This window comes from Solwaraspora sp. WMMB335 (assembly GCF_049179075.1).
Lineage (GTDB): Bacteria > Actinomycetota > Actinomycetes > Mycobacteriales > Micromonosporaceae > Micromonospora_E.
Genome location: NZ_JBMHMF010000001.1, coordinates 1270168 through 1293881, shown reverse-complemented (window position 1 = coordinate 1293881; position 23714 = coordinate 1270168). Strand labels below are relative to the sequence as shown.

Here is a 23714-nt window from a genome sequence, read left to right as displayed (position 1 = left end):
GCGGATCACGGTCGGTGGCGTCGGCGATCCGTCCTGGCGACTACCAACGACCGTCGGGGCCACCGGGTGGCTGCAGGTGCAGCACCTTGCTGACGGTCATCTCGTCGAGCAGCTCCGGCCCGTACCCGTAGCCGTCGCCGCTGCCCCGGCGGGGATGGGCCGCCCCGCCCGGTGCCCCGCCGAACACCGCGTTGATCCTGACCGTGCCGACCGGCAGTTCCCGCCAGGCCCGGTGCGCGTGCGTCATCGATCGGGTGAGCACCGTCGCGGACAGCCCGTACGGCGAGCAGCTGGCCCGGGAGAGCGCTTCGTCGAACGAGCCGACCACCATCACCGGCGCCACCGGGCCGAACGTCTCCTCCCGCAGCACCGTCATGCTGTCGGTGCACTCGCTCAGCACGGTCGGCGGGTAGTAGGCTCCTGGTCCTTGCGGTATCTCCCCGCCGCAGCGCGCCGTGGCACCGTCGGCGATCGCCGCCGTCACCTGGGCGTGTACCTGGTCGCGGTGTCGACGGTCCACCAGCGGTCCCAGTTCGGTGTACGGATCCCGTGCCGGCCCGAGCCGTAGCCGGTGACAGTGCCGGGTCAGCGCGTCGACGAACGCGTCGGCGACCGCGGTGTGGACGTAGATCCGTTCGACGCTGACGCAGAGCTGACCCGAGTTGGCCAGTGCACCGAGCGCGGCCTGCTCCGCGGCCCACTGCGGATCGACCCGCTCGTCGACGATCAGCGCGTCGTTGCCGCCGTTCTCCCGCAGCGCCTTCGTCCCGGTCCGGGCGCACGCCCGCGCGATCGCCGTCCCGGCGGCCGTCGATCCGACATGCGCCACCAGGTCGACACCGCTCGCCCCGGCGATCGCCGCGCCAACCGGACCGTCGCCGGTCAGCAGCGAAAACACGCCGTCCGGGACTTCGTCGGCGACGATGCGGCCCAGCAGCGCGCCGGTGGCCGGGCAGCGTTCGCTGGGCTTGTGCACCACCGTGTTGCCGGTGACCAGCGCGGCGCCGAGCAGCCCGCAGGCGACCGCCACCGGATCGTTCCACGGGGTCAGCGCCGCCACCACTCCTCGGGGCACGTACGCCATCAGGTCGAATGCCGCCGGGTCCCCGGCCAGGGTCCGGCCACGGTGCACCGGCCCGAGTTCGGCGTACTGGCGCAGCGTCGCGACCCCGGCGGCGATCCCGGCCCGCGCCCCGGCCAGTGGCTTGCCCATCTCGGCGCTCTGCAGCTCGGCGATCCGGTCCGTGGCACCGGCCAACGCGTCGGCCATCCGGCGCAGTGCGGCGGCCCGCTCGGCCGCCGGGACGGCCGCCCACCGCGGTGCGGCCTCGCCCGCCGACTTGACGGCGGTCGCCACGTCGGCGGCGGTGGCGACCGGGCTGCGGCTGACCGGCACGCCCTCGGACGGATCGTCGACGACGAGTTCCGCGTCGCCGTCGCCGAAACGTCCCCACACGCCGTCGATGAACTGCTCCACGTCGTACACCCGGCCGTAGTTCCCGTGGCAACTGTCGGCAAACGTTTGACCCCCCGGCGTCGTGGGTAGCCGGGCGCCGATGACAATCTCGGTCGTGGAGACAGCTGACGCGGTCGTCATCGGTGCGGGTCACAACGGGCTGGTCGCGGCGAACATACTGGCCGACGCGGGCTGGGACGTGCTGGTGCTGGAGGCGACGGCGGCGCCCGGTGGCGCGGTACGCTCAGCCGAGGTGACCGCGCCCGGCTACCTCAGCGACCTGTACAGCTCGTTCTACCCGCTGGGGTTCGCCTCACCGGTGCTGCGCGAGCTGCGGCTCGCCGAGTTCGGGCTGCGCTGGCGGCACGCCCCGGACGTCGTCGCCCACCTGCTGCCGGACGACCGGGCGGCGGTGGTCAACCTCGACCCGCAGCGTACGGCGGAGTCACTGGACGCGTTCGCCGTCGGTGACGGCGAACGCTGGCTGTCCGCGTACGCCGATTGGCGTGCCGTGTCCACTCCGCTGATCGACGCCCTGTTCACCCCGTTCCCGCCGGTGCGCGCCGGCACCAGTCTGGTGCGCCGGTTGCGGACCGCCGGGGCGCTGCGGCTCGCCCGTCGGCTGCTACTGCCGGTACGTCAGCTCGGCCGGGAGTTGTTCACCGGTGCGGGCGGTCCGGCGCTGCTCGCCGGCTGCGCGCTGCACACCGATCTGGCACCCGACGACGTCGCGTCCGGGGTGTACGGATGGCTGCTGGCCATGCTCGGCCAGGAGGTCGGCTGGCCGGTCCCGGTCGGCGGGGCGCAGCGCATCACCGACGCCCTGGTCGCCCGCCTGCGGACCCGGGGCGGGCGGCTGGTGACCGGGGCCGCCGCCCAGCAGGTGCTGATCGCCCGCAGCCGGGCGGTCGGGGTACGCACCGGTGACGGGCGGTTGTGGCGGGCCCGACGGGCCGTGCTGGCCGATGTACCGGCGCCGGTCCTCTTCCTCGACCTGGTCGGCGCCGCCTGGCTACCGATCCGGATGACCGACGACCTGCGCCGGTTCCGCTGGGACGGGTCGACGGTCAAGGTCGACTGGGCGGTGTCCGGGCCGATGCCGTGGCGCAACCGGGCAATCGCCACGGCCGGCACCGTTCATCTGGGCGCCGACCTGGACGGCCTGACCCGGTACGCCGCCGCGCTGGCCTGCGACGAGGTGCCGAAGGAGCCGTTCCTGCTGCTCGGACAGCTGACCACGGCCGATCCCACCAGGTCGCCGACGGGCACCGAGTCGCTGTGGGCGTACACGCACCTGCCGCACCGCACCACCTGGCGGGCCGAGGAGATCCTGGAACACGTGGCCCGGATCGAAGCGGTGCTGGAGCGGCACGCGCCCGGGTTCGGCACACTCGTCCGGGCCCGGCACGTGGCCGGACCCGCCGAGTTGCAGGAGCACAACCCGAGCCTCGTCGGGGGAGCTGTCGGCGGCGGCACCGCCGCCGCGTACCAGCAGTTGTTCTTGCGCCCGGTGCCTGGGCTGGGACGGGCGGACACGCCGGTCGACCGACTGTTCCTCGCTTCGGCGTCAGCGCACCCCGGTGGTGGCGTGCACGGCGCGCCCGGGGCCAACGCCGCGCGGGCGGCGCTCGCCCGCGACCGGAGCGTCTCCGGTGGCCTGTACGGCGCCGTGGTCTCCGCCGCGCAACGGGCCATCTACCGTTGACGCCGCCGGGCGAATCACTGTCCGGGTGGTCGGGGCCAGGACTCCTCCACCGGGGTCGCCCGCTGGACCGGTACCGGCTCCGACGCCGACCCGGGCGCGGGCACGACCGCTGGCGGCGGCGCGGGTGGTCCGGTGGCCGGTTGCGGGGGCGGCGCGGGTGGTCCGGTGGCCGGTTGCGACGGTTGCGACGGTTGCGGCGGTTGCGGCGTGGGTGGCGTGGGTGGCGTGGGTGGTCCGGTGATCGGTTGCGGCGGCGCGGCGGTGCCGCCCTCGTCGGCCGTCAGCTCGGTGTCCGGACGGACCCACAACGGGGTCTTGGGCAGCATCGAACGGAAGTCGAACGTGCACTTGCTGCAGGAGCGCAGCGCGGTCTCGGCCCGTCGGTCGCCGCACTGGCGGCAGAAGGTGACCACCGACTCGTCGGCGGACATTCCCTGGCAACGCGGGCAGGCAAAGGCCGGTCCCTTGGTCTGGGCCAGCCGGCCAGCCAGCACGAACGGGCTGACCACCGCGCTGACCGTGGTCGCCAACTGACGCGTCCGGCGGTTGCGTTCCTGTAGCCGCTCCAACTCCGGGTTGACGATCTTCTCCAGCTTGCAGGTGGTGCAGACCTGCAGGGTCCGAACCGGAAGCATCTCCCGCAGCTGTGCCTGCTGGTGCAGGAACGTCACCACGGGCACCTCAGATTCGTCGACCGTGAACCGGAACCGGGGATCGGCGCCGGTCGCGCCGGCCGCCGCCACCTGCTCCTCGACGCGGTACACCAGTGACTGGATCTGGCTGACCAGGTTCGCCGGCATCTGCCCCGGCCGGCTGGTGATCAGCGTGCCCACGGTGAGCATCCCGTCGGCCAACTCGGTCGAGACCTCGGCGATCCGTTCCGGGGCCACGAAGGTGAAGGTGCCGGCACCGGTACGGCTGACCGGCGCGCCGCGCTTGGGCCCGTCGCCGTCGAGCAGCCGGGTGGTGTGCCTGGTGATCATCGAGCTGGCTTGCGCCGCCCATCCTCCGGCGTTCTGCATGGCCGTCACGTCCCCCGGCCCGACGTCGCGCCACCGGGCGGTGAAGCTGCCGGCAGCGGCCGGATCCAGCCGGGCCAGCACGGCGTCGACCGTGGACAGGACCGCATCGAACACTTCGAGATAGACCGAGGTGGCCCCCCAGTTGCGGCCGACCTTCGCCGGCCAGCGGTCGCTCACCCGTACCGTCACCCGGCAATCCTGGCCGACGGTTTCCAGGTTGAACTGCACCCCGACCGGCATCCGACTCGGGGTCAGCGTGACCGCGCCGAGCTTGGATCCCCGGACCGCTTCGAGCGCGGTCAGTTGCTCGGTGGTCAGTTGGAAACCCAGGTCCCGGACCGCGACGATCAGGTGCTGGCGGGTGATCGTCAGCGGTGCCCGGATGCTCCGCTCCGCGCCGGCCGCGAGCTGCCCTGACTGCCGGCTCCCGCCGGCAGCGCCCGCGACCGTAGGCCCGGAGCCGTTCCCGTTGTCCCAGGTCATTCGGTGCCGAGTCCGAAGTCTGATCCGGTGTCGAAGGAGCTGCCGGTGTCGAAGGAGCTGCCGGTGTCGAAGGAGCTGCCGGTGTCGAAGGAGCTGCCGGTGTCGAAGGAGTCGCTGCTGGTGGCGGTCGTGTCGTAACCGCTGGTGCTGTCGTAGAGGTTGACCTCGTTCACCGCGGCGGTGGCGTTGTAGTCGGCCGCGTCGGCGTAGTCGTTCGCCGTGGCCGCCTCCTCCGCAGCCAGGTCGTACTGGCGTGCGGCGGACTCGAACGAAGACTCGGCCGCCCCGTCGAAGCCGGCAGCGGCGCTGTCCACCGCGTGCTGCAGATAGTCGTCGGCGGACTGGGTCCACGAGTCGCTGATGTCGGAGTGCCAGTCGGACCACTCCTGGTCGGCGACGGCGGCGTCCATGTTGGTCTCCACCGCCGACGCGACCGGTTCGGGCAGCGTCACCGGGTCGCTCGACACGTCCATCGAGCTGGAATCGCTGGTGACGTAGTCGTCCCAGGCGGAATCGGTGGTCATCGGGGGGTGCCTCTTCCTGTCGGGGACAGGTCGACCGCACCACGTACGGTTCGTGATCGTCGCCTGCCGCTGCGTTCGATGATCGCACCGGCTCGAACGCGCCTGTATCCCCCTTCTGTGCCACCGGAGCAGGGTCGAAAGCGGTGTCCTGAAGATCCATCGGCGGAGCAGCGGGCGGTAGCCTCGTTGACGGAATGGCCAGGTCAGTCAGCTGCCACCTAACCGATTGGCAAACGATCAATCGATTGTCCGTCGGCGACTGGACAGCGGGGCGATGGCGGGACCTGCCCGGCCGGCGCCCGCGGCCAGCGCACGCGCGGCGGCAGCCAGCCCGGCGGCGAGCAGGGCCGCCACGGTCTGCTTGTGCATCACCGCCCACAACGCCGGCGAGCGGCGGCGTGCCCGGTCGTCGAAGATGCCGTGCGAGCCGTGATCGACATCCGCGTCGGCCGGCTTGTCGACGTTGTCGTGCCAGCCGGCCCGGTCGATCACCGCGTCGGTCTGCTGGGAATCGAACCCCACCTGCCGCAGCGCCAGGTACCGGTCAAGCAGCCCGGGTGCCAGGATGTTGCCCAGCCGCGCGCGTAGGGTCGGTCCGCCGACGTTGACCTCGCGTGGTCCCTTGTCCGCCGCCCAGCAGATGGCCTCGGCGGCCACCTCGGGTTGGAAGATGGGCGGGACCGGCTGCGGGTGGCGGGGCAGCCGGGTACGTACCCAGGAGAACTGCGGGGTGTTCACCGCAGGCAGCTGCACCATCGTGAGCTTGATCTCTGGCGAGGCCTGCAGCAACTCCACCCGCAGCGAATCGTTGAAGCCCTGAATCGCGTGCTTGCTCGCGCAGTAGGCCGACTGTAGCGGGATGCCGCGGTAGGCCAGCGCCGATCCGACCTGCACGATCGTGCCGATGCCGGCCGGGCGCATCTGCCGCAGCGCCGCGAGGGTACCGTGCACCGTGCCGAGGTAGCTGACCTCGGTGACCCGGCGGAATTCGTCGGCGCTGATTTCCCAGGTCGGGGCGAACACCGACACCATCGCGTTGTTGATCCACACGTCGAGGCCGCCGTGTCGCCGGGCCAGATCCGCGCCGGCCTGCTCGATCGCGTCCGCGTCCGCGACATCGACCTGGTAGGTCGCCACCGCCTCGGCGCCGAGTTCGCGGCACTGCGCGGCCGCCGCAGCGAGTCCCGCCGCGCCGCGGGCGATCAATCCCAGCCGCGCGCCGCGGCGGGCATAGCGTTGCGCGGTCGCCCGCCCGATTCCGGCGCTCGCGCCAGTGATCATTACGGTCTGGCTCATCGGCGTCTCACCTACCTGAGGGCTTGTCTGGTCGCGATGTCTGACAACCGGCGCAGCGTCTCGCGGTTGCGATGGTGCAGGATCAGGTCGTCGATCTTGGTACGGATCCAGCGCAACGGGCCCGCCGTGAACGACTCGGCGATCGTCACCCGGGTCCCGTTCGCCTGCGTGGCGGTCAGCCGGAACACGATGGTCGCCTCACCGAGTGGCCAGAGACCCGCCCGTAGGGTCAACTCGCGCGGCGGATCGCAGGAGACCACCGTCGACGTGTCGGAGATGGTCAGCGGCCACGGTCCGGCGTTGTGGTGCAGCCGTGCGTGCGGGGCCGGCCAGTGGCGGTCCACATCCCGGATGTGCCCGGTACCGACCACCCAGTCGCTGTACGACCACCCGTTGCTCAGGATGGCGAACACCTGGTCCGGAGGGGCCGGAATCACCCGTTGCACCACAGCCACACCAGCTGCGTACCCCGGGCCCTGGAACCTATGCGGGCAGGCGTGGAATCGGGCGGACCGGACGAACACGGAAGATGTTTACTCAGCGGACCGACGGGAAACCGTGCTTGGTGCGTAGCCAACGGATCAGTCGCGACCGCGGGCTCTTCGACGCGGTGCTGTTCGACCGTGACGGGACGCTCGTGCACGACGTGCCGTACAACGGTGACCCGGGACGGGTGCGCCCGATGCGCGGTGCCCGGGCCGCCCTGGACCGGTTACGCGCCGCAGGACTGCTGATCGGCGTCGTCACCAACCAGTCTGGCCTGGCCCGGGGCTGTTTCTCCGCTGTCGATCTGGACCGGGTGCACGCCCGGACCGAGGACCTGCTCGGCCCGTTCGACACCTGGCAGGTGTGCCCGCACGAAGATGTCGACGGCTGCCGGTGCCGCAAGCCGGCACCTGGCCTGATCCACGCCGCCGCTCACGCGTTGGGGACCGTCGCACAGCGATGCGTCGTCGTCGGTGACATCGGCCGCGACATGACCGCCGCCGGTGCCGCCGGTGCCGCCGGCATCCTGGTTCCGACCGAGGCGACCCGGCCCGAAGAGGTCGCCGCGGCACCGGCGGTCGCCGGTGACCTGGCCGGTGCCGTGGACCTCGTGCTGCGTCGGCACCTGATGTCCAACGCGGGGGCACCGCCCGTCGGCCGTCGGCGGGTCCTGGTGGTCCGCAGCGACTCGGTCGGCGACGTGCTCGTCACCGGACCGGCGATCCGGGCCGTGGCGGCCGGCGCCGATGAGGTGGTGCTGCTCTGCGGACCGAGGGGCCGGGCCGCCGCCGGGCTCCTTCCCGGCGTCACCGGGATCATCGAGTGGTCGCTTCCGTGGATCGACCCGGACCCGGCGCGGGTCGAGCCGGCCGAGATGGCGCAGTTGACCGGCCGACTCGCGGCGGTCGGTGCCGACGAGGCGATCATCTTCACCTCGTACCACCAGTCCCCGCTGCCGCTGGCGTTGCTGTTGCGGATGGCCGGCGTGCCGAGGATCTCAGCGATCAGCGAGGACTACCCCGGGTCGCTGCTCGACGTTCGGCACCGGGTTCCGCCGGGGGTGCCCGAGCCTGAGCGGGCCCTGTCACTGGCGGCCGCCGCCGGATTCGGCCTGCCCGCCGACGACGAGCCGGTGCTGCGACTGCGTCCAGGTTGCCTGCGCCCGGCCGGCGGGCCGGCGTCGGGTGCCGCCGGGCCGCCGGGCTATGTCGTGCTGCATCCCGGATCGTCGGTCGAGTCGCGGGCGTGCCCACCCGAACGCTGCGCCGAGTTCGTGGTCGCGCTCACCGCCGCCGGGCACCGGGTCGTGGTGACCGGCGGCCCCGGCGAACAGACACTGTGCGCCCGGGTCGCCGGGCGCGACGGGGTGGACCTCAGCGGGCAGACGTCGCTGGCGCGGTTGGCGGCGATCATCGCGGCGGCGGGCGCGCTGGTCGTCGGCAACACCGGACCGGCGCACCTGGCCGCGGCCGTCGGTACGCCGGTGATCAGCCTGTTCGCGCCGACCGTGCCGTTCGGCCAGTGGGGGCCGTACCGGGTCCCGTGGGTGCGTCTGGGCGATCCGGTGGCGGGCTGCCGCAACACCCGCGCGGCCCGCTGCCCGGTGCCGGGCCATCCATGCCTGTCGGCGGTGTCGGCGGCCAGCGTCGTCGAGGCGGTCCGGCTGCTGCATGGGACGGCCGGATGAACATTCTTCTTTGGCACGTCCACGGATCGTGGACCACCGCATTCGTCCAGGGTAAGCATCACTACCTGGTGCCGGTCACCCCGGACCGGGGTCCGTACGGCCTGGGGCGGGCACGGACGTACCCGTGGCCGGACAACGTCGTCGAGGTACGTCCCGGGCAACTCGCCACCGCCGAGGTCGACCTGGTGATCCTGCAGCGCCCGGAAGAGGTGGAGCTGGCGACCAGTTGGCTCGGCCGGGTCGTCGGACGCGACGTGCCGGCGATCTACGTGGAGCACAACACGCCGAAGGGGGACGTGCCGCACACCCGCCATCCGATGGCCGACCGCAACGACCTGACCGTCGTCCAGGTCACCCACTTCAACGAGCTGTTCTGGGACACCGGCGCCAGCCGGACCCGGGTCATCGAGCACGGCGTCGTCGCGCCGGCCGCCAGCTATACCGGCGATCTCGACCGGCTCGCCGTGGTCACCAACGAGCCGGTGCGCCGCCGCCGCGTCACCGGCGCCGACCTGATACCCCGGTTCACCCGGGTGGCACCGGTGGACGTGTACGGCATCGGGGTGAGCGGCCTGCCTGCGGCACTGGGCCCACCCGCCGCGTCGCGGATCACCCCGTACGAGGACGTACCGCAGGCGGCGATGCAGGCCGAGGTCGCCCGGCGTCGGGCGTACCTGCACCTGTGTCGATGGACGTCGCTCGGGCTGAGCCTGATCGAGGCGATGGCGATGGGCGTGCCGGTGATCGTGCTCGGCACCACCGAGGCGGTCGCGGCGGTGCCTCCATCGGCCGGAGTGCTGGCCACCCGCGTGCAGACCCTGGTCGACGCCGCCCACTGGCTGATCGACGAACCGGACGCGGCCCGCCGGCTCGGCGCCGAGGCCCGGCGTGTGGCACTGGCCCGCTACGGACTGGACCGGTTCCTCGCGGACTGGGACGAGTTGCTGCAGGAGGAGCTATGCGCATCGCGATGATCTCGGAGCACGCTAGCCCGCTCGCCGCGCTCGGCGGCGTGGACGCCGGCGGCCAGAACACCCATGTGGCCGAGTTGTCCACCGCGCTGGCCGCGGACGGTCACGAGGTGCGGGTGTACACCCGTCGCGATGCGCCGGACCTGCCGGAGCTGGTCCAGATGGACAACGGGGTCGCCGTGGTGCACGTTCCCGCCGGACCACCGGGGCACATCGCCAAGGACGGGCTGCTGCCGTACATGGGGGAGTTCAGCCAGTGGCTGGTCCGCCAGTGGGATGGTGGCGAATGGTCGCCGGCCGTGGCGCACGCCCATTTCTGGATGAGCGGGTTGGCGGCGGTGAACGCCGGCCGGCTGACCGGGGTCGCGGTGGTGCAGACCTACCACGCGCTGGGCACGGTCAAACGCCGCCACCAAGGCGCGATGGACACCAGCCCACCCCGGCGCATCGGCTACGAGCGGGCCCTCGGGCGCAGCGTCGACCGGGTGATCGCGCAGTCCCAGGACGAGGTCGCCGAGCTGATCGGGATGGGAGTGCCACGCGGCCGGCTGTCGGTCGTACCGTCCGGTGTGAACGGGCAGACGTTCGCGCCGGACGGTACGACCGCCCGGCGCGACGCCGGCGTCCACCGGGTGCTCACCGTCGGCCGCCTGGTGGCCCGCAAGGGGTTTCAGGACGTCATCCGGGCCATGCAGCTGGTGCCGGAAGCCGAATGCGTCATCGTGGGCGGCCCACCGGCGGCGGAACTCGACGACGACCCACAGGCCCGGCAGCTGCGCCAGTTGGCCGAGGACTGCGGTGTCGGACACCGGGTCCGGCTCGTCGGTGGGGTACCGCGCGAGGACATGCCGTGCTGGTACCGGTCGGCCGACGTGCTGGTGGCCGCCCCGTGGTACGAGCCGTTCGGGCTCACTCCGCTGGAGGCGATGGCCTGCGGCGTACCGGTGATCGGTACCGCCGTCGGCGGGCTGACCGACACGGTCGTCGACGGGCTCACCGGCGATCTGGTGCCGCCGCGCGATCCGCGTGCCCTCGGCCTGGCCCTGCGCCGGCTGCTCAACGACCGGGTACGCCGGTTCGCCTACGCCACGGCGGCACTGGACCGGGCCCGGCAGTGCTATTCGTGGCAGCGGGCCGCGGAACAACTGGTGGCCGTCTACGGTGCGGTCAGCAGGGTGCGCCAGCCCAGCCGGGTGGTGGCTTGATGACCGACACCGAACCGTTGCTCGACGGTCACCTCGCCCGGCTCGCCGCGGCGCTGCCACCGTACCGACAGGTGGCGGCGATGCTGAGCCGCTGGGGTAGCGAACTGGCCTGGACCCTCGGCAATGGGGGCCGGCTACTGGTCGCCGGCAACGGCGGCAGCGCGGCCGAGGCGCAACACCTGGCCGCCGAGCTGGTCGGCAAGCTGCGCGACGACCGTACGCCGCTGTCCGCCGTGGCGCTGACCGCCGAGACGTCCTCGCTCACCGCGATCAGCAACGACTTCGGATTCGAGGAGGTGTTCGCCCGGCAGGTCCGGGCGCACGGCCGTCCCGGCGACATCCTGCTGCTGCTGTCCACCAGCGGTCGCAGCCGCAACCTGCTCGCTGCGGCACGGGCGGGGCGAGCCGCCGGACTGCACTGCTGGGCCTGTACCGGTCCGGCACCGAACCCGCTCGCTCGCGTCTGCCCCGAGGTGCTCGCGGTGCCGGCCGCCGACCCGCAGGTGGTGCAGGAACTGCACCTGGTCACCGCCCATCTGCTGTGCGAGTACGTCGACCGGACCCTGCCGGACGTACTCGGGCTGGCCGGCGTGGTGTCCGAACTTCCGGTGATGGATCTGAACGGCTCCCGGCCATGACCGCCCGCCCGATCGTCGTCGTCGGTGACACCCTGCTGGACCGCGACATCGACGGCGCCGTCACCCGGGTCTGTCCCGACGCCGCCGCCCCGGTGCTCGACGAACGCCACGTCACCGACCGGCCGGGCGGCGCCGGCCTGGCCGCCGTGCTCGCCGCCGACCAGGGACATCCGGTGGCGCTGGTCACCGCGCTCGCCGCCGACCCGGCAGGCCTGCGGCTGGCCGCGCTGCTCACCGCCGCCGGGGTGGATCTGCACCCGTTGTCGCTCGGCGGTGCGACCGCGGAGAAGATCCGGCTCCGTACCCGTGGCCAGGTGCTGGTGCGGTTGGACCGGGGCGGCACCGGGTCGGTGGGCGACGGCCTACCGACGTCCACCAGGGACCTGCTCGCGGCGGCGGCGGCGGTAGTGGTCAGCGACTACGGACGCGGGGTGGCTCGGGTGTGCGCGTTGCGCGCCGCGCTGGCGGCTGCCCGGGTCCCGGTGGTGTGGGATCCCCATCCCCGGGGGCCGGCCGCCATCGCCGGGGTACGACTGGTCACCCCGAACGAGGCCGAGGTGCGGCAGCTCACCGGGCATCCCGCCGGCGACAGCCGGGTCGCCAGCGCCGCGCGCAGCGCCGACGAGCTGCGCCGCCGGTGGCGGGCGGGAGCGGTAGCGGTCACCATGGGCGGCGACGGCGCACTGCTCTGCCACGCCGGTGCGACTCCGCTGGTGGTGCCGGCGCCGGCCAGCACCGAGGGGGACACCTGCGGTGCCGGGGACCGCTTCGCCACCGCCGCCGCGATCGCACTGGCGGGCGGAGCGGTGGTCTCCGAAGCCGTGCAGTCCGCGGTCGCGCAGGCCTCCCGGTACGTCGCCGACGGCGGTGCCGCCGCGGTACGGCTCTCGTCCGGCGGCGCGCCTGGCCGGATTGGTGCGGACGTGCCTGGCCGGATCCGTGCGGACGCGCCTGGCCGGATTGGTGCGGACGCGCCTGAACGGATCGGTGCGCAGGCCGTTGCGGCTCTGGTGGCCCGGGTCCGCGGCGTCGGCGGCACCGTGGTGGCCAGTGGCGGCTGTTTCGACCTGCTGCACGCCGGGCACGTGTCGGCACTGCAGGCGGCCCGCCAGATGGGGGACTGCCTGATCGTGTGCCTCAACTCCGACCGAGGTGTGGCCCGGCTCAAAGGTCCGGACCGTCCGGTGGTTCCGGAACCGGACCGGGCGCGGCTGCTGGCCGCGCTCGGCTGCGTCGACGCGGTGATCGTCTTCGACGAGGACACTCCGCACGCCGTTCTCAGCTGGTTGCGCCCGGACATCTGGGTCAAGGGCGGTGACTACGCCGGCGGCGGCACCGGCCAACCCGACCTGCCCGAAGCCGAGCTGGTGGGCAGATGGGGCGGGCAGACCGCGATCGTGCCGTACCTCGACGGGCGCTCCACCACCAGCATGATCGCCGCTGCCCGTGCCGGCCGGCCCCGGCCGACCGGCCCGCTACTCGAAGGAGCCCGATGACGAACAACTTCGCCGGCCCTGCCGTGCTGGTCACCGGCGGTGCGAGCGGCCTCGGCGCCGCCGTGGTCGATTTGCTGGGCAAGTCCGGCTACCGGCCGCACGTCATCGACCGACGGCGGCCGGCCGACGGGGTGCCGTGGGCCGAGTGCGACCTGGCCGACACCCGCGCCGCCGAGGCGGCGACCCGCCAGTTGGCCGGTCAGGCCGGCGGTTTGACCGGGGTGGTCACCGCCGCCGGGATGGACGTTCCCGGTCGGCTGGCGGACGTTCCCGCCGAGACCTGGGAGCGCATCGTCACGGTCGACCTGCTGGCCACCGCGGCGGTGATCCGCGCGGCCCTGCCGTGGCTGACCGAGACCGGCGGATCGGTGGTGACCGTCGCCTCCACCCTGGGCCTGAAGGCGGTCGGTGATGCCACCGCGTACTGTGCGGCGAAGTTCGGTGTCGTGGGATTCACCCGTGCGCTCGCCGCCGAGTTGGCCGGTGCGGTGGCGGTGACGCTGCTGGTGCCGGGCGGGATGCGGACCGCGTTCTTCGACGACCGGCAGGCTCAGTACCGGCCGTCGGCCGACGCCGCACTGAACGAGCCGGGCAACGTCGCGGCGGCGGTGCTGTTCGCGCTGCAGCAACCGGCCGGCTGCGCGGTCCGCGAGATGGTCGTCTGCGCGGACACGGAGCCGTCCTACCCGTGATCCTCGTGCTGCGGGCACTCGGCATCGGCGACCTGGCCACGGCGGTGCCGGCGCTGCGCGGGCTGCGGGCGGCGTACCCCGCGACGACGATCACCCTCGCCGCGCCGGCGGCGCTCGCGCCGCTGGTCGAGCTGACCGATGCGGTCGACCGGTTGCTACCGCTGGCCGGACTGACCCGTCCGGCCGGTCCCGCGCCGGGGTCCACACCGGGGTCCACACCGATCCAGGGGCTTGACCCCGCCCCGGACTGGGCGGTCAACCTGCACGGCCACGGGCCGCAGTCGCACCGGGTGCTGCAGACGGCCCGGCCCGGCCGGCTGTGGGCGTACGCCTGTCCGGCGGCCGGCCAGGACGACGGCCCGCAATGGGCCGACGGCGAACACGAGGTGCTGCGCTGGTGTCGGCTGGTGGCCTGGTACGGGGTGGCGGCCGAGCCGACCGATCTGGCGTTGCGGCGTCCCGCACCGGGTCGGGTCCCGGTCGGGGTGACCGTGATCCATCCCGGCGCCGCCGCGCCTCGGCGGCGCTGGCCGCCGGACCGGTTCGCCGAGGTGGCCCGGCGGTTGGCGGCAGCCGGGCATCGGGTGGTGGTGACCGGGTCGGCGCGGGAACGCGCGCTGGCGGAGTCGGTGGCCGCCGCCGCCGGTCTGTCCGGTACGGCGGTCTGCGCCGGTCGGATGGATCTGAGCCGGTTCACCGCCCTGCTGTCGCACGCCCGGCTGCTCGTCGCCGCCGACACCGGCGCGGGGCATCTGGCGACCGCGTTCGGCGTGCCGTCGGTGCTGTTGTTCGGCCCGACGTCGCCGGCGCGGTGGGGTCCGCTGGTCGACCGGGATCGGCACCGGGTGGTGCACTATCCGGCGTTGTCCGGCGGGGCCGAGGTGCCCGGCGCCGACGACTCCGACCCGGTCGACGGCACCGAGGCCGCCAGCGGGATCGCGACCCTCGTGCCGGACCCGGCGATGGCGGCGATCTGCGTCGACGAGGTGCTGGCCGCGGCCGGTGAGGCGGAACGCGGTGCGGCTGCGGCGTAGCGACCTGGCCCGGCCGGGCTACCGGCGCCACCGACGGGGTCGTGGGGTCCGTTACCTCGATGCCGACGGACGTCCGATCACCGATCGGGCGGAGTTGGGCCGGCTACGGGACCTGGTGATCCCGCCGGCCTGGCGGGACGTGTGGATCTGCCCGCACCCGGCCGGTCATATCCAGGCGGTCGGGACGGACGCCGCCGGGCGCCGGCAGTACCTCTACCACCCACAGTGGCGGGTGCGTCGGGACGTGGCGAAGTTTCGCCACGTCCGGCAGGTCGCCGATCGGCTGCCCCGGCTGCGCCGACAGGTCGCGGCCGACCTGCGTGAGCGTGGGCTGTGTCGCGAGCGGGTGTTGGCAGCGTTGGTGAGCCTGCTGGATCTGGGCATGTTCCGGATCGGCAGCGACCAGTACGCGGCAGGTGACGACCCGACGTTCGGGGTGGCCACGTTGCGTGGTTCGCACACCAGGGTGGCCCGTGGTTGCGTGGTCTTCGAGTTTCCCGCCAAGGGCGGGCAGGCGCAGGTCCGTCGGATCACCGACGTGCGGGTGTGCGCGGTGCTGCGGGCGTTGCGTCGCCGCTGCCGGGGCGACCAGCGGCTGTTCTGCTACTGGGACGGGCGGCAGTGGCGGGACGTGCGCAGCGACGAGATCAACGACTATCTCCGTCAGGCCAGTGGTACGGACATGACCGCCAAGGACTTCCGGACCTGGCACGCCACGGTCCTTGCCGCGACCAGGCTGGCCGCGCATCCGGTGCCACGGTCGACCGCTGCCCGCCGACGGGCGGTGGCGGCGGTGATGCGGGAGGTCGCCGAGTTGCTCGGCAACACCGCGACGGTGGCCCGCACATCGTACGTGGATCCACGGGTCATCGAGCTGTTCCAGCGGGGCCGGGTGGCTCGGCTGGACGCCGCCGAGCCGACCCGGCCCGCGGCCGAGGAAGCGGTCCGCCGGCTACTCGCGCTGCGGTGAGCGCCCGGCCTTGACGAACGTCGGATGCAGGTTCACCGGCTCGGCCGCCTCGCGTCGCTGGCGGGAACGCAGCCGCAGGTTGAGGAACTCCACGAACACCGAGAAGGCGATCGGCCCGTACACGTAGCCCTTGGCGATGTGCTGGCCCAGTCCTTCGGCGACCAGGCTGCCCCCGATCAGGAGCAGGAACGACAGGGCGAGCATCTTGACGGTGGGATGGCGGTTGACGAAGCCGCTGACCGCACCCGCGGAGACCAGCATGATCACCATCGCCACCACGACCGCCGCGACCATGATGAACAGCTGATCGACCATGCCGACCGCGGTGATCACCGAGTCGAGCGAGAAGACCACGTCGAGCAGCAGGATCTGCACGATCACCCCGGTGAACGACACCGCTTTGCCGCTGGCGCCGTGGTCCGCGCCCTCCAGATGCTCGTGTATCTCGTAGGTCGCCTTGACCAGCAGGAACAACCCACCCAACAGCAGTATCAGATCGCGTCCGGAGATCTCCTGACCGAACACGGTGAACAGCGGCGCGGTGAGCCCGATCACCCAGGACAGCGAGGCGAGCAGCAGCAGCCGGGTGATCAGGGCCAGCGAGATGCCGATGGTCCGGGCCCGAGCCTGCTGATGTTCGGGCAGTCGGCCGGCGAGGATCGAGATGAACACGACGTTGTCGATGCCCAGCACGACTTCGAGCAGCAGCAGGGTCGCGAACGCGATCCACAGCTCGGGGCTGGTCAGAAGCTCCATGACGCTCCCAGGTCAGGGGGTATCCGCAGGGCCGGCGCGGACCCTGCGAATGCAGACCGTACTGCGGGGCGTCAAGCTACCCGCTACCGGGCCGCTCGCCGGCCGGGCGAGCCGGCGGGCGGCTGTGCTCAGTCGTACAGCACGTGGGCGAGCCGGTCGCGGAAGCGTCGCTCCGACTCGGTCACCGTGTCGCCACCAATGCCCAACACCCCGCCGGACGGCGCGGCGCTGACCACCTGCTCGGCGATCCCGACCAGCCAGTGCTTGTACGCGCCGGCCTCGCCGTCGTCGGCCCGGTCGGCAAGCAGCCGGGCCGCTTCGGTGGCCCGGCCCAGTACGTCGGAGATCAGTGCCTGGGGGTCGGCCGGTTCGAGCACCGGCAACTCCTCGCCGGCCTCCGGATCCCCGACCCGGCTGACCAGTTCGCCGGCCACCGCGGCGACCAGCGGACTGGCCGACTCCCGTCCGGCACCAACCGCGTCCAGCCCGGCGGCGTTCTCCGCCCGGGTCCGCCGCCCGCCGTCGGACTCCGCCGCACTCGCCGCGGTCAGCACCGCGTGCGGCAGCCCGACCAGCAGCCCCCATTCCTCGTCGGAGAACCCGAGTTCGGTGTACACCGGCAGGTCCGTCACGCTATGCCCCTCTCGACAGCAGCCACCGCGCTGGTGCCCGGTGGAGAATCCTCAGTGTGATTCGGCGGCCAGCAGGTTCTGCTCACTGACCACCGGCACGGACAACGTCTTGTAGCCGACACCGTCGAAGAGCACCGTCATCCGGTCGGCTTCGTAGCCGAGCACCATGCCGGCGCCCCATTCGGCGTGTCGCACCATAGTGTGCACCGGAAACGGGCCACCGGCGCCGTCGTCTGCGGCGCTGGTGCCGGCGTGGCAACTGTCGCAGTGCCCGCAGACGTCGGCCATGTGCTCACCGAAGTAGGCCAGCAGCGCCTGGCTCCGGCAGCCCTGAGCCTGGGCGAATGCCCGCATCATGTCGGTCCGGGACCGCTGCACCTGCTGGCGGCGGGTGGCGGCGGCGACCGCGTCCGCACCGGCCTGCGCCGGCAGCGGAGCGTACGTCGGGCGGACGACCCGGTTGCCGGTCACGGTACGCGCCGCGCCGACCTCCTCCAGCAGGGCGATCAGTTGACCCAGCTTGCGCACGCCCAGCCCGGTCCGCTCACGCAGCTGTGCCCGGGTGAGCGGCTGCGTGCCGACAAGCGCGGCGAGGTCACGCACCTCGTCGGCGTCCGGCCGGCTGGTGGTGAAATAGCGCTGTAGCCCGACATCCTCGGCCCGCCACAGCAGCAGGGCACGGGCGGGCGCGCCGTCGCGACCGCCCCGTCCGATCTCCTGCAGATAGCTGTCCGGAGAGTCCGGTAACGCGGTGTGCACCACCCAGCGGATGTCCGGCTTGTCGATCCCCATGCCGAACGCCGAGGTCGCCACCATCACCGGCACCCGACCGTCGAGGAACTCCTCGTGCAGGCGTTCCCGTGCGGCGGCGGCCATCCCGCCGTGGTAGCAACGGGCCGGGTAACCGGCACCGGTCAGCCGCTGGCTCAATTCCTCCACGGCCCGGCGGGTGGGTCCGTACACGATGCCGGGCGGTGCGGCGGCGTCGAGCAGGGCGACCAGCCGCCGCCACCGGTAGTCCTCGGTCGGACAGTGGGCGACCTCGAGAAAGAGATTGCGCCGGTCCAGGCCGGCGACGACGAGATGCGGATCGACCAGACCCAGCCGATGCACGATGTCGTCGCGTACCGGTGGCGAGGCGGTCGCGGTGAGCGCCACCACCGGGGGCCGGCCCAGTTGGCGTACCAGATGCCCGATCGACAGGTAGTCGGGACGGAAATCGTGCCCCCAGGCGGAGACGCAGTGCGCCTCGTCAACCGCCACCAGCGCCGGTGTCAGCCGGCGTACCTGGGCCAGCCGGTCCGGGTCGCACAGTTGTTCCGGTGTGGTGAACAGAAAACGGGCCCGGCCCTCGCGGAGGTCGCCCAACGCGGCCTGGCGCTGCTGTCCGGTTTCCGCCGAGCTGATCCGTACCGCGCGCAGGTCCGGCTGTCCCCGCTCGTTGAGAGCGGTGACCTGGTCCTGCTGTAGCGCGAGCAGCGGTGAGATCACCACGGTCGGGCCGGCGAGCAGGGTGGCCGGGACCTGGTAGACGGCGGACTTGCCGGCACCGGTGGGCAGTACGACCAGTGCGTCGCGCCCCTTCAGCAGCGCACGCATCGCACCGAGTTGGCCCGGCCGCAGCGCGGACCAACCGAACCGTTGGCGGGCGACCCGGCGCAGGCGGGGTGAGTGCAAGGACAACGTCATCGGAGGCCGTGGTTACCCGGCGGAGCGGTCCGGCAAACGAGCGCCGCTCAGCGGCCCTTGCCGGACAAAGGGCTCAGCGACCCTTGCCGAACATCGCGCGCAGGGCGGCGATCAACAGCAGGACGCCGAGCACACCCCCGATCAGCTGTACGCCGGGGATGTCGTGCCAGCTCGTTTCCGCGGCCACGGGTAGGACGAACGGTGCCATTGCCGAACTGTGCCACAGCGTGGCCGGCCCGGACACCGGCGGTATCCGATCGGCGACCGGTGGTACGGGCACCGTCGGGCGGATACCGGTCCCGCTCAATAGGAAGGTTTATTGACTGAAAGATCGGCGGGGTGTGAACATGAGCTCCGACACGCTGGCCGACCCCGGAAGGTGATTGCCGGATGACCGACTCCAGCCCCAGCCTGCGGTGGATGGCGGCCACGGTGCTGCAACCCGGGTTCACCGGAACCACCCCGCCGGACTGGGTACGGCGATGGATCGCCGACGGGCTGGGGGGAGTCGCGTTGTTCGCCCGCAACGTGCGCGATGTCGAACAGGTCGCGGCACTCACCGCGCGGTTGCGGGCCGAACGCCCGGACGTCCTTGTCGCGATCGACGAGGAAGCCGGCGACGTCACCCGCATCGAGTCGGGTCAGGGCAGCTCCCGTCCCGGTAACCTGGCGCTCGGCGCGGTCGACGACCCCGAACTGACCGAACAGGTCGCCTACGACCTCGGTCAGGAACTCGCCCGGGCCGGCGTGAGTCTCAACTACGCCCCGGTCGCCGACGTCAACTCCGACCCGGACAACCCGGTGATCGGGGTCCGTTCCTTCGGCGCCGATCCGCATCTGGTCGCCCGGCACACCGCCGCCTGGACACGCGGTCTGCAGGCCGCCGGGGTGGCCGCCTGCGCCAAGCACTTCCCCGGACACGGTGACACCAGTGTGGACTCCCATGTCGCGGTGCCCCGGATCGCCGGTGACCTCGTCCGGCTCGACACGGTGGAGCTGGTCCCGTTTCGCGCCGCGGTCGCCGCCGGCACCCAGGCGATGATGACCGGACACCTGCTGGTGCCCGCGCTCGACGACGAGCACCCGGCGACGATGAGCCGCCGGGTGCTGATCGACCTGCTCCGGGAGCAGCTCGGCTTCACCGGGGTGGTGATCACGGACGGCATCGAGATGCAGGCGGTCACCCGCCGGTACGGCTTGGCCGGTGCCACCGTCCGGGCCCTCGCGGCCGGCGTCGACGCGGTCTGCGTGGGCGGCGAGCACGCCGACGAGGCGACCACCCGGCTGCTGCGCGACGCCATCGTCGAGGCGGTGACCGACGGTCGGCTGCCGGTGCGCCGACTCGCCGACGCGGCACAGCGGATCGTCCGGCTGGCCGGCTGGACGATCCGCCACCGTGACCGGGCGGCCGCCGGTCACCGCGGTACGGTCGTGCCCGAGGCGGCGGCGCGGCCCGACGCGGCGGGGTCGGCCGTCGGGCTGGTCGCGGCCCGCCGGGCGGTACGGTTCCAGGCCGACGGCACCACGCTGCCGCTGCACCGGCCCGCGTACGTGGTCGAGTTCGCGCCGCAGCGCAACATCGCCATCGGCGCGGAAACCCCGTGGGGCATCGGCGGTGTTCTCGCCGAACTGCGTCCCGACACGGTCACCATCCGGCTGTCCGCCGCCGAGACGGCGCCGGACAGCGGTGCCGGCGACCCGACCACCGGCCGCGACGGCTCGCGGCTGCCCGCGGCGGTGCTGGCGGCGGCCACCGGGCACGCACTGGTGCTGGTCGTACGCGACCTGCACCGGCATCGGTGGATGTCGGCCGCGGTCGATCACGCGTTGGCGGCCCGCCCGGACGCGGTCGTGGTCGAGCTGGGTGTCCCGGTACGTGCCACCGGCGGTGCGTATCTCGCCACGTACGGCGCCAGCCGGGCCAACGCGCTGGCGGCTGCGGAGATTCTCGCCGGCCGCCGACTGGGGCAACCCGAACGGGTGCCGGCTCCGGCCGCGTCGCGGTCAGCCGGTGATCCGCAGGATCCGGTCGTCGTCAGCGGCGGGTGACCCTCGTCCGTCCCGGTTGGACGTGAGCACCCACAACGTCCCGTCGGGTGCCGTGGCGGCATGGCGTAACCGGCCGTATGTGCCGCTGAGCAGCGTCTCGGCCTGCTCGCCCTGTGCGGTGACCCGGTACAACCGCTGTCCCCGCAGACAGGCAAGCCAGATCCGACCGCCGTGGAAGGCGATGCCGCTCGGCGAAGCATCCCGGGTCGCCCAGGTCGCCACCGGGTCGACGTAGTCCGCCAGCCCGGCCACCCCTTCCACCACCGGCCAGCCGTGGTTGCCGCCGGCCCGGACCCGGTTCAACTCGTCGTGCCGGTCCTGGCCGAACTCGCTGGCGAACAGGTCGCCGTCGGGTCCCCAGTCCAGCCCCTGTACGTTGCGGTGTCCCAGGCTGAACACGGTGGACCCGGCGAACGGGTTGTCCGCCGGTGGCGCGCCCTCCGGCGTCAACCGCAGGATCTTGCCGGCCAGGCTCGTGTGATCCTGTGCGGCGTCGCGGTCGCCGGCGTCGCCGGTGCCGGCGTAGAGCATCCCGTCCGGGCCGAAGGCGATCCGTCCACCGTTGTGGGTGCGGGCTCGGGGGATGCCGGTCAGCACGGGTTCCGGCCGGGTCGCCACGCCGTCGCCGGCCAGCCTGATCCGGGCGATCCGGTTGTCGTCGGCAGTGGTGTAGTAGAGGTAGATCCGGCCGTCCGTGGGATAGTCGGGGGAGACGGCCACGCCGAGCAGACCGCCCTCGCCACCTGGGCTCGCCTGCGTGATCCGGGCGACCTCACGCACCGCGCCGGCACCGTTGACAGCCAGCAGCCGGGCGCTGTCCCGCTCGGTCACCAGCGCCGTACCGTCCGGCAGGAACGCCAGGTCCCACGGTGCCACCAGACCGGTCGCGACGACCTCGACGTCCGCGTGGGCCTCCGGCGCGCCGGAGATCAGCGGGTCGCTGAACCAGCCGAACCGGCCGCCGGCCACCAGCACCGCGGCGACCAGCGCCAGGACCGCGGCCAGCGCCGCGACCATACGCCGTGCGGTGCGCCCGGCGGAGGCCGGCGCGGCGGCGTGCGGCCCGGCCGTCGCCGGCCCAGGCACCTGGTCAGCCACCGACCACCAGGTCGGCGAACTCCGGATGCCGCTCGATGTAGGCGGCGATGAACGGACACTGCGGCACCACCTGCTCTCCGCGGCCGCGGATCTGTTCGAGCAGCCCATGGGCGAGTGCCTCGCCAGCACCCTGACCGCGGTAGGCGGGGTCGATCTCGGTGTGCGCCACCACGATCTCGCCGGGTTGGACGTGGTACGTCGCGAACCCGGCCAGCGCGTCGTCGACCAGGATCTCGAACCGGCGCCGGGCCGGATTGTCCTCCACCAGGATAGTCACCGCTGGACACCTCCTTGAGGATGGTCACTGCTGTCTTGCGGAGTGTCACCGCAGATGGACGCCGCGTGCCGCGCGACCTGCTGGCTCCGCTGCCGCGAGCCTAGCCGGCAACCGGCCCGTCGGCGCCGCGACCGGGCGGTGGCGGCGGCCAGTACGCTGGGACGGTGACACCGTCGCTAGTTCCGACGTCGATTTCCGCCCGCCGACCCGCGGGCCTGGCCGCCGCGCTGGTGCTCGGTGCGGCCCTGCTCGCCGGTTGCAGCTCGGAGGGGGCCAGCACGGAGTGCGGGCTGGACGCGTGCACCGTCACCTTCGATCGTGGCGTCGAGGCCAGTGCCAGCATCCTCGGTGTCGAGGCGAGACTGGTCGGTGCCGAGGGCGACCGGGTCACCGTCGAGGTCGCTGGCGAGCAGTTAACCCTCACGGTCGGTGAGCAGGCCACCGAGGTCGCCGGGCTGTACGTCACGTTGGAACGGGTCACCGAGTCGCAGGTGGCGATCCAGGTCGCCCGCCAGCCCGGCTGATCACCCAGCCGGGCGCCCCGGTCGGACCCGCGTCCGGTGGAAGGTTTGGCAGCGGTCGCCAACGGTCATAGATGCGCCCATGCCGAACACCCGGGAAGCTCACCGCGCCGCGCATCAGGTCGGGAACAGCCGTTGGCTGGAGTCGCTGGCCAGGTTCGGATTCATCGGCTACGGCGTGGTGCATCTGCTGGTGGCCTGGTTGGCGGTGCAGATCGCGTTCGGCCGTTCCGCCGCCGACGGTGACCAGTCGGGGGCCATGCGCACCCTCGCCCAGCAGCCGCTCGGCCGGATCCTGCTGATCGCAGTCGCGGTCGGCCTCGCCGCCATGGCGCTCTGGCAGGCGATCGAGGCGGCCGGCGGGCATCAGGCCGAGCAGGGCCGGCGGCGGGCTCTCGAACGGGTGCTGTCCGCCGGCCGAACCGTCGTCTACCTGTCGTTCGCGTGGACGGCCGGCCAGGTCCTGCGCCACGCCGACGCCGACACCGCCGGGCAGCAGCAGGCGGCCAGCGAACGGGTGATGTCCGCGCCGGGCGGCCAGTGGCTGGTCGCCCTGGCCGGGGTGGTGGTCCTGGTGGTCGGTGCCGGCATGGTCTTCAACGGTGTCACCCAGCGTTTCGCCAAGCATCTGAAGACCCGGACGATGAGTGCCCGGGTACGGCGGTTCACCTGCCGGCTCGGCATGGTCGGCTACCTCGCGAAGGGTGTCGCGTACGGCACGGCCGGCCTGCTGGTGGTGATCGCCGCCGTGCGGTTCGAACCCGAACGGGCCAGGGGCCTGGACGCCGCCCTGCACACGTTGCGCGAGCAGGCGTACGGATCCATCCTGCTCTGCCTGGTGGCGGTGGGCTTCGCCGCGTTCGGCGTCTACTGTTTCGCTCAGAGCCGCTACCGCAAGGTCTGATCCCGCTCGGGCCCGGATCCGCGCCGGCGGGCAAAGTGGGACAGATCACCTCGCCGCATGGCGCCTGGCGAACCGGCGCCGTTCCCGGCATCCTTGGCGTTTTGTCGCCAATGATGGCTATCC

The 23714-nt window shown here is 72.7% G+C and carries 23 protein-coding genes; 12 read left to right on the top strand and 11 right to left on the bottom strand.

What is annotated here, in order from left to right; genetic code table 11:
• Positions 1-40: 40 nt before the first annotated feature.
• The gene (locus ACN27F_RS05070; protein WP_421431440.1) at positions 41-1486 is read right to left on the bottom strand and encodes an aldehyde dehydrogenase family protein; all 1446 of its coding nucleotides are present in this window, start codon (positions 1484-1486) and stop codon (positions 41-43) included.
• 70 nt (positions 1487-1556) lie between these two features.
• Between ACN27F_RS05070 and ACN27F_RS05065 the strand changes: the two genes are divergently transcribed.
• On the top strand, positions 1557-3161 hold the full coding sequence (locus tag ACN27F_RS05065; RefSeq protein ID WP_421431439.1) for a phytoene desaturase family protein: 1605 nt from the start codon (positions 1557-1559) through the stop codon (positions 3159-3161).
• 14 nt (positions 3162-3175) lie between these two features.
• Here the strand turns inward: ACN27F_RS05065 and ACN27F_RS05060 are convergent, their stop codons facing one another.
• From ACN27F_RS05060 to ACN27F_RS05045, 4 genes are all read right to left on the bottom strand, one after another.
• Positions 3176-4666 (bottom strand): hypothetical protein, encoded by a 1491-nt coding sequence (locus tag ACN27F_RS05060; RefSeq protein ID WP_421431438.1) that lies wholly within the window; start codon positions 4664-4666, stop codon positions 3176-3178.
• Entirely contained in the window at positions 4663-5190 is a 528-nt protein-coding gene (locus ACN27F_RS05055) for a hypothetical protein (protein ID WP_421431437.1), read from the bottom strand. The genes ACN27F_RS05060 and ACN27F_RS05055 overlap by 4 nt, the downstream gene beginning before the upstream one ends.
• A 237-nt stretch (positions 5191-5427) precedes the next feature.
• Positions 5428-6486, bottom strand: a complete 1059-nt coding sequence (locus ACN27F_RS05050; protein ID WP_421431436.1) for an SDR family oxidoreductase — start codon at positions 6484-6486, stop codon at positions 5428-5430.
• Positions 6487-6497: 11 nt separating this feature from the next.
• Positions 6498-6923, bottom strand: a complete 426-nt coding sequence (locus ACN27F_RS05045; protein ID WP_421431435.1) for an SRPBCC family protein — start codon at positions 6921-6923, stop codon at positions 6498-6500.
• Positions 6924-7015: 92 nt separating this feature from the next.
• Between ACN27F_RS05045 and ACN27F_RS05040 the strand changes: the two genes are divergently transcribed.
• Genes ACN27F_RS05040 through ACN27F_RS05005 form a run of 8 tightly spaced genes read left to right on the top strand, consistent with a single transcriptional unit; the run spans position 7016 to position 15665 of the window.
• Entirely contained in the window at positions 7016-8659 is a 1644-nt protein-coding gene (locus ACN27F_RS05040) for an HAD-IIIA family hydrolase (RefSeq protein ID WP_421431434.1), read from the top strand.
• Positions 8656-9633, top strand: a complete 978-nt coding sequence (locus tag ACN27F_RS05035) for a glycosyltransferase (RefSeq protein ID WP_421431433.1) — start codon at positions 8656-8658, stop codon at positions 9631-9633. Before ACN27F_RS05040 ends, ACN27F_RS05035 begins: the two co-directional genes overlap by 4 nt.
• Positions 9618-10835: a glycosyltransferase gene (locus ACN27F_RS05030; RefSeq protein WP_421431432.1), complete on the top strand. Its 1218-nt coding sequence runs from the start codon at positions 9618-9620 to the stop codon at positions 10833-10835. The genes ACN27F_RS05035 and ACN27F_RS05030 overlap by 16 nt, the downstream gene beginning before the upstream one ends.
• Positions 10835-11473, top strand: a complete 639-nt coding sequence (locus ACN27F_RS05025; protein WP_421431431.1) for a D-sedoheptulose-7-phosphate isomerase — start codon at positions 10835-10837, stop codon at positions 11471-11473. The genes ACN27F_RS05030 and ACN27F_RS05025 overlap by 1 nt, the downstream gene beginning before the upstream one ends.
• A complete protein-coding gene (locus ACN27F_RS05020) occupies positions 11470-12969 on the top strand; it encodes a PfkB family carbohydrate kinase (protein WP_421431430.1) in 1500 nt (499 codons plus the stop codon). The genes ACN27F_RS05025 and ACN27F_RS05020 overlap by 4 nt, the downstream gene beginning before the upstream one ends.
• Positions 12966-13661 (top strand): SDR family oxidoreductase, encoded by a 696-nt coding sequence (locus tag ACN27F_RS05015; RefSeq protein ID WP_421431429.1) that lies wholly within the window; start codon positions 12966-12968, stop codon positions 13659-13661. Before ACN27F_RS05020 ends, ACN27F_RS05015 begins: the two co-directional genes overlap by 4 nt.
• Positions 13658-14695: a glycosyltransferase family 9 protein gene (locus ACN27F_RS05010; protein WP_421431428.1), complete on the top strand. Its 1038-nt coding sequence runs from the start codon at positions 13658-13660 to the stop codon at positions 14693-14695. The genes ACN27F_RS05015 and ACN27F_RS05010 overlap by 4 nt, the downstream gene beginning before the upstream one ends.
• Positions 14679-15665 carry a DNA topoisomerase IB gene (locus tag ACN27F_RS05005; RefSeq protein ID WP_421439982.1) on the top strand — a complete coding sequence of 329 codons (987 nt, stop codon included), beginning with the start codon at positions 14679-14681 and terminating at the stop codon, positions 15663-15665. Before ACN27F_RS05010 ends, ACN27F_RS05005 begins: the two co-directional genes overlap by 17 nt.
• Here ACN27F_RS05005 and ACN27F_RS05000 read toward each other — a convergent pair.
• The 4 genes from ACN27F_RS05000 to ACN27F_RS04985 form a co-directional block, all read right to left on the bottom strand.
• Positions 15648-16421 (bottom strand): TerC family protein, encoded by a 774-nt coding sequence (locus tag ACN27F_RS05000; RefSeq protein WP_421431427.1) that lies wholly within the window; start codon positions 16419-16421, stop codon positions 15648-15650. The two genes, ACN27F_RS05005 and ACN27F_RS05000, sit on opposite strands and share 18 nt — an antisense overlap.
• A 128-nt stretch (positions 16422-16549) precedes the next feature.
• The gene (locus tag ACN27F_RS04995; protein WP_421431426.1) at positions 16550-17053 is read right to left on the bottom strand and encodes a hypothetical protein; all 504 of its coding nucleotides are present in this window, start codon (positions 17051-17053) and stop codon (positions 16550-16552) included.
• Positions 17054-17104: 51 nt separating this feature from the next.
• On the bottom strand, positions 17105-18742 hold the full coding sequence (locus tag ACN27F_RS04990) for a RecQ family ATP-dependent DNA helicase (RefSeq protein WP_421431425.1): 1638 nt from the start codon (positions 18740-18742) through the stop codon (positions 17105-17107).
• 73 nt (positions 18743-18815) lie between these two features.
• Positions 18816-18950, bottom strand: coding sequence for a hypothetical protein (locus tag ACN27F_RS04985; RefSeq protein ID WP_421431424.1), 135 nt, complete (start codon positions 18948-18950; stop codon positions 18816-18818).
• Between the two features lie 182 nt (positions 18951-19132).
• Between ACN27F_RS04985 and ACN27F_RS04980 the strand changes: the two genes are divergently transcribed.
• Positions 19133-20791, top strand: a complete 1659-nt coding sequence (locus ACN27F_RS04980) for a glycoside hydrolase family 3 protein (protein ID WP_421431423.1) — start codon at positions 19133-19135, stop codon at positions 20789-20791.
• Here ACN27F_RS04980 and ACN27F_RS04975 read toward each other — a convergent pair.
• Positions 20747-21808: a PQQ-dependent sugar dehydrogenase gene (locus ACN27F_RS04975; RefSeq protein ID WP_421439980.1), complete on the bottom strand. Its 1062-nt coding sequence runs from the start codon at positions 21806-21808 to the stop codon at positions 20747-20749. The genes ACN27F_RS04980 and ACN27F_RS04975 overlap by 45 nt on opposite strands.
• A gap of 73 nt (positions 21809-21881) precedes the next feature.
• Positions 21882-22166, bottom strand: coding sequence for a GNAT family N-acetyltransferase (locus tag ACN27F_RS04970; RefSeq protein ID WP_421431422.1), 285 nt, complete (start codon positions 22164-22166; stop codon positions 21882-21884).
• 164 nt (positions 22167-22330) lie between these two features.
• Between ACN27F_RS04970 and ACN27F_RS04965 the strand changes: the two genes are divergently transcribed.
• Together ACN27F_RS04965 and ACN27F_RS04960 are read left to right on the top strand one after the other, a co-directional pair.
• Positions 22331-22690: a hypothetical protein gene (locus ACN27F_RS04965; protein ID WP_421431421.1), complete on the top strand. Its 360-nt coding sequence runs from the start codon at positions 22331-22333 to the stop codon at positions 22688-22690.
• 79 nt (positions 22691-22769) lie between these two features.
• On the top strand, positions 22770-23591 hold the full coding sequence (locus ACN27F_RS04960) for a DUF1206 domain-containing protein (RefSeq protein ID WP_421431420.1): 822 nt from the start codon (positions 22770-22772) through the stop codon (positions 23589-23591).
• The last annotated feature ends 123 nt before the right edge of the window (positions 23592-23714 follow it).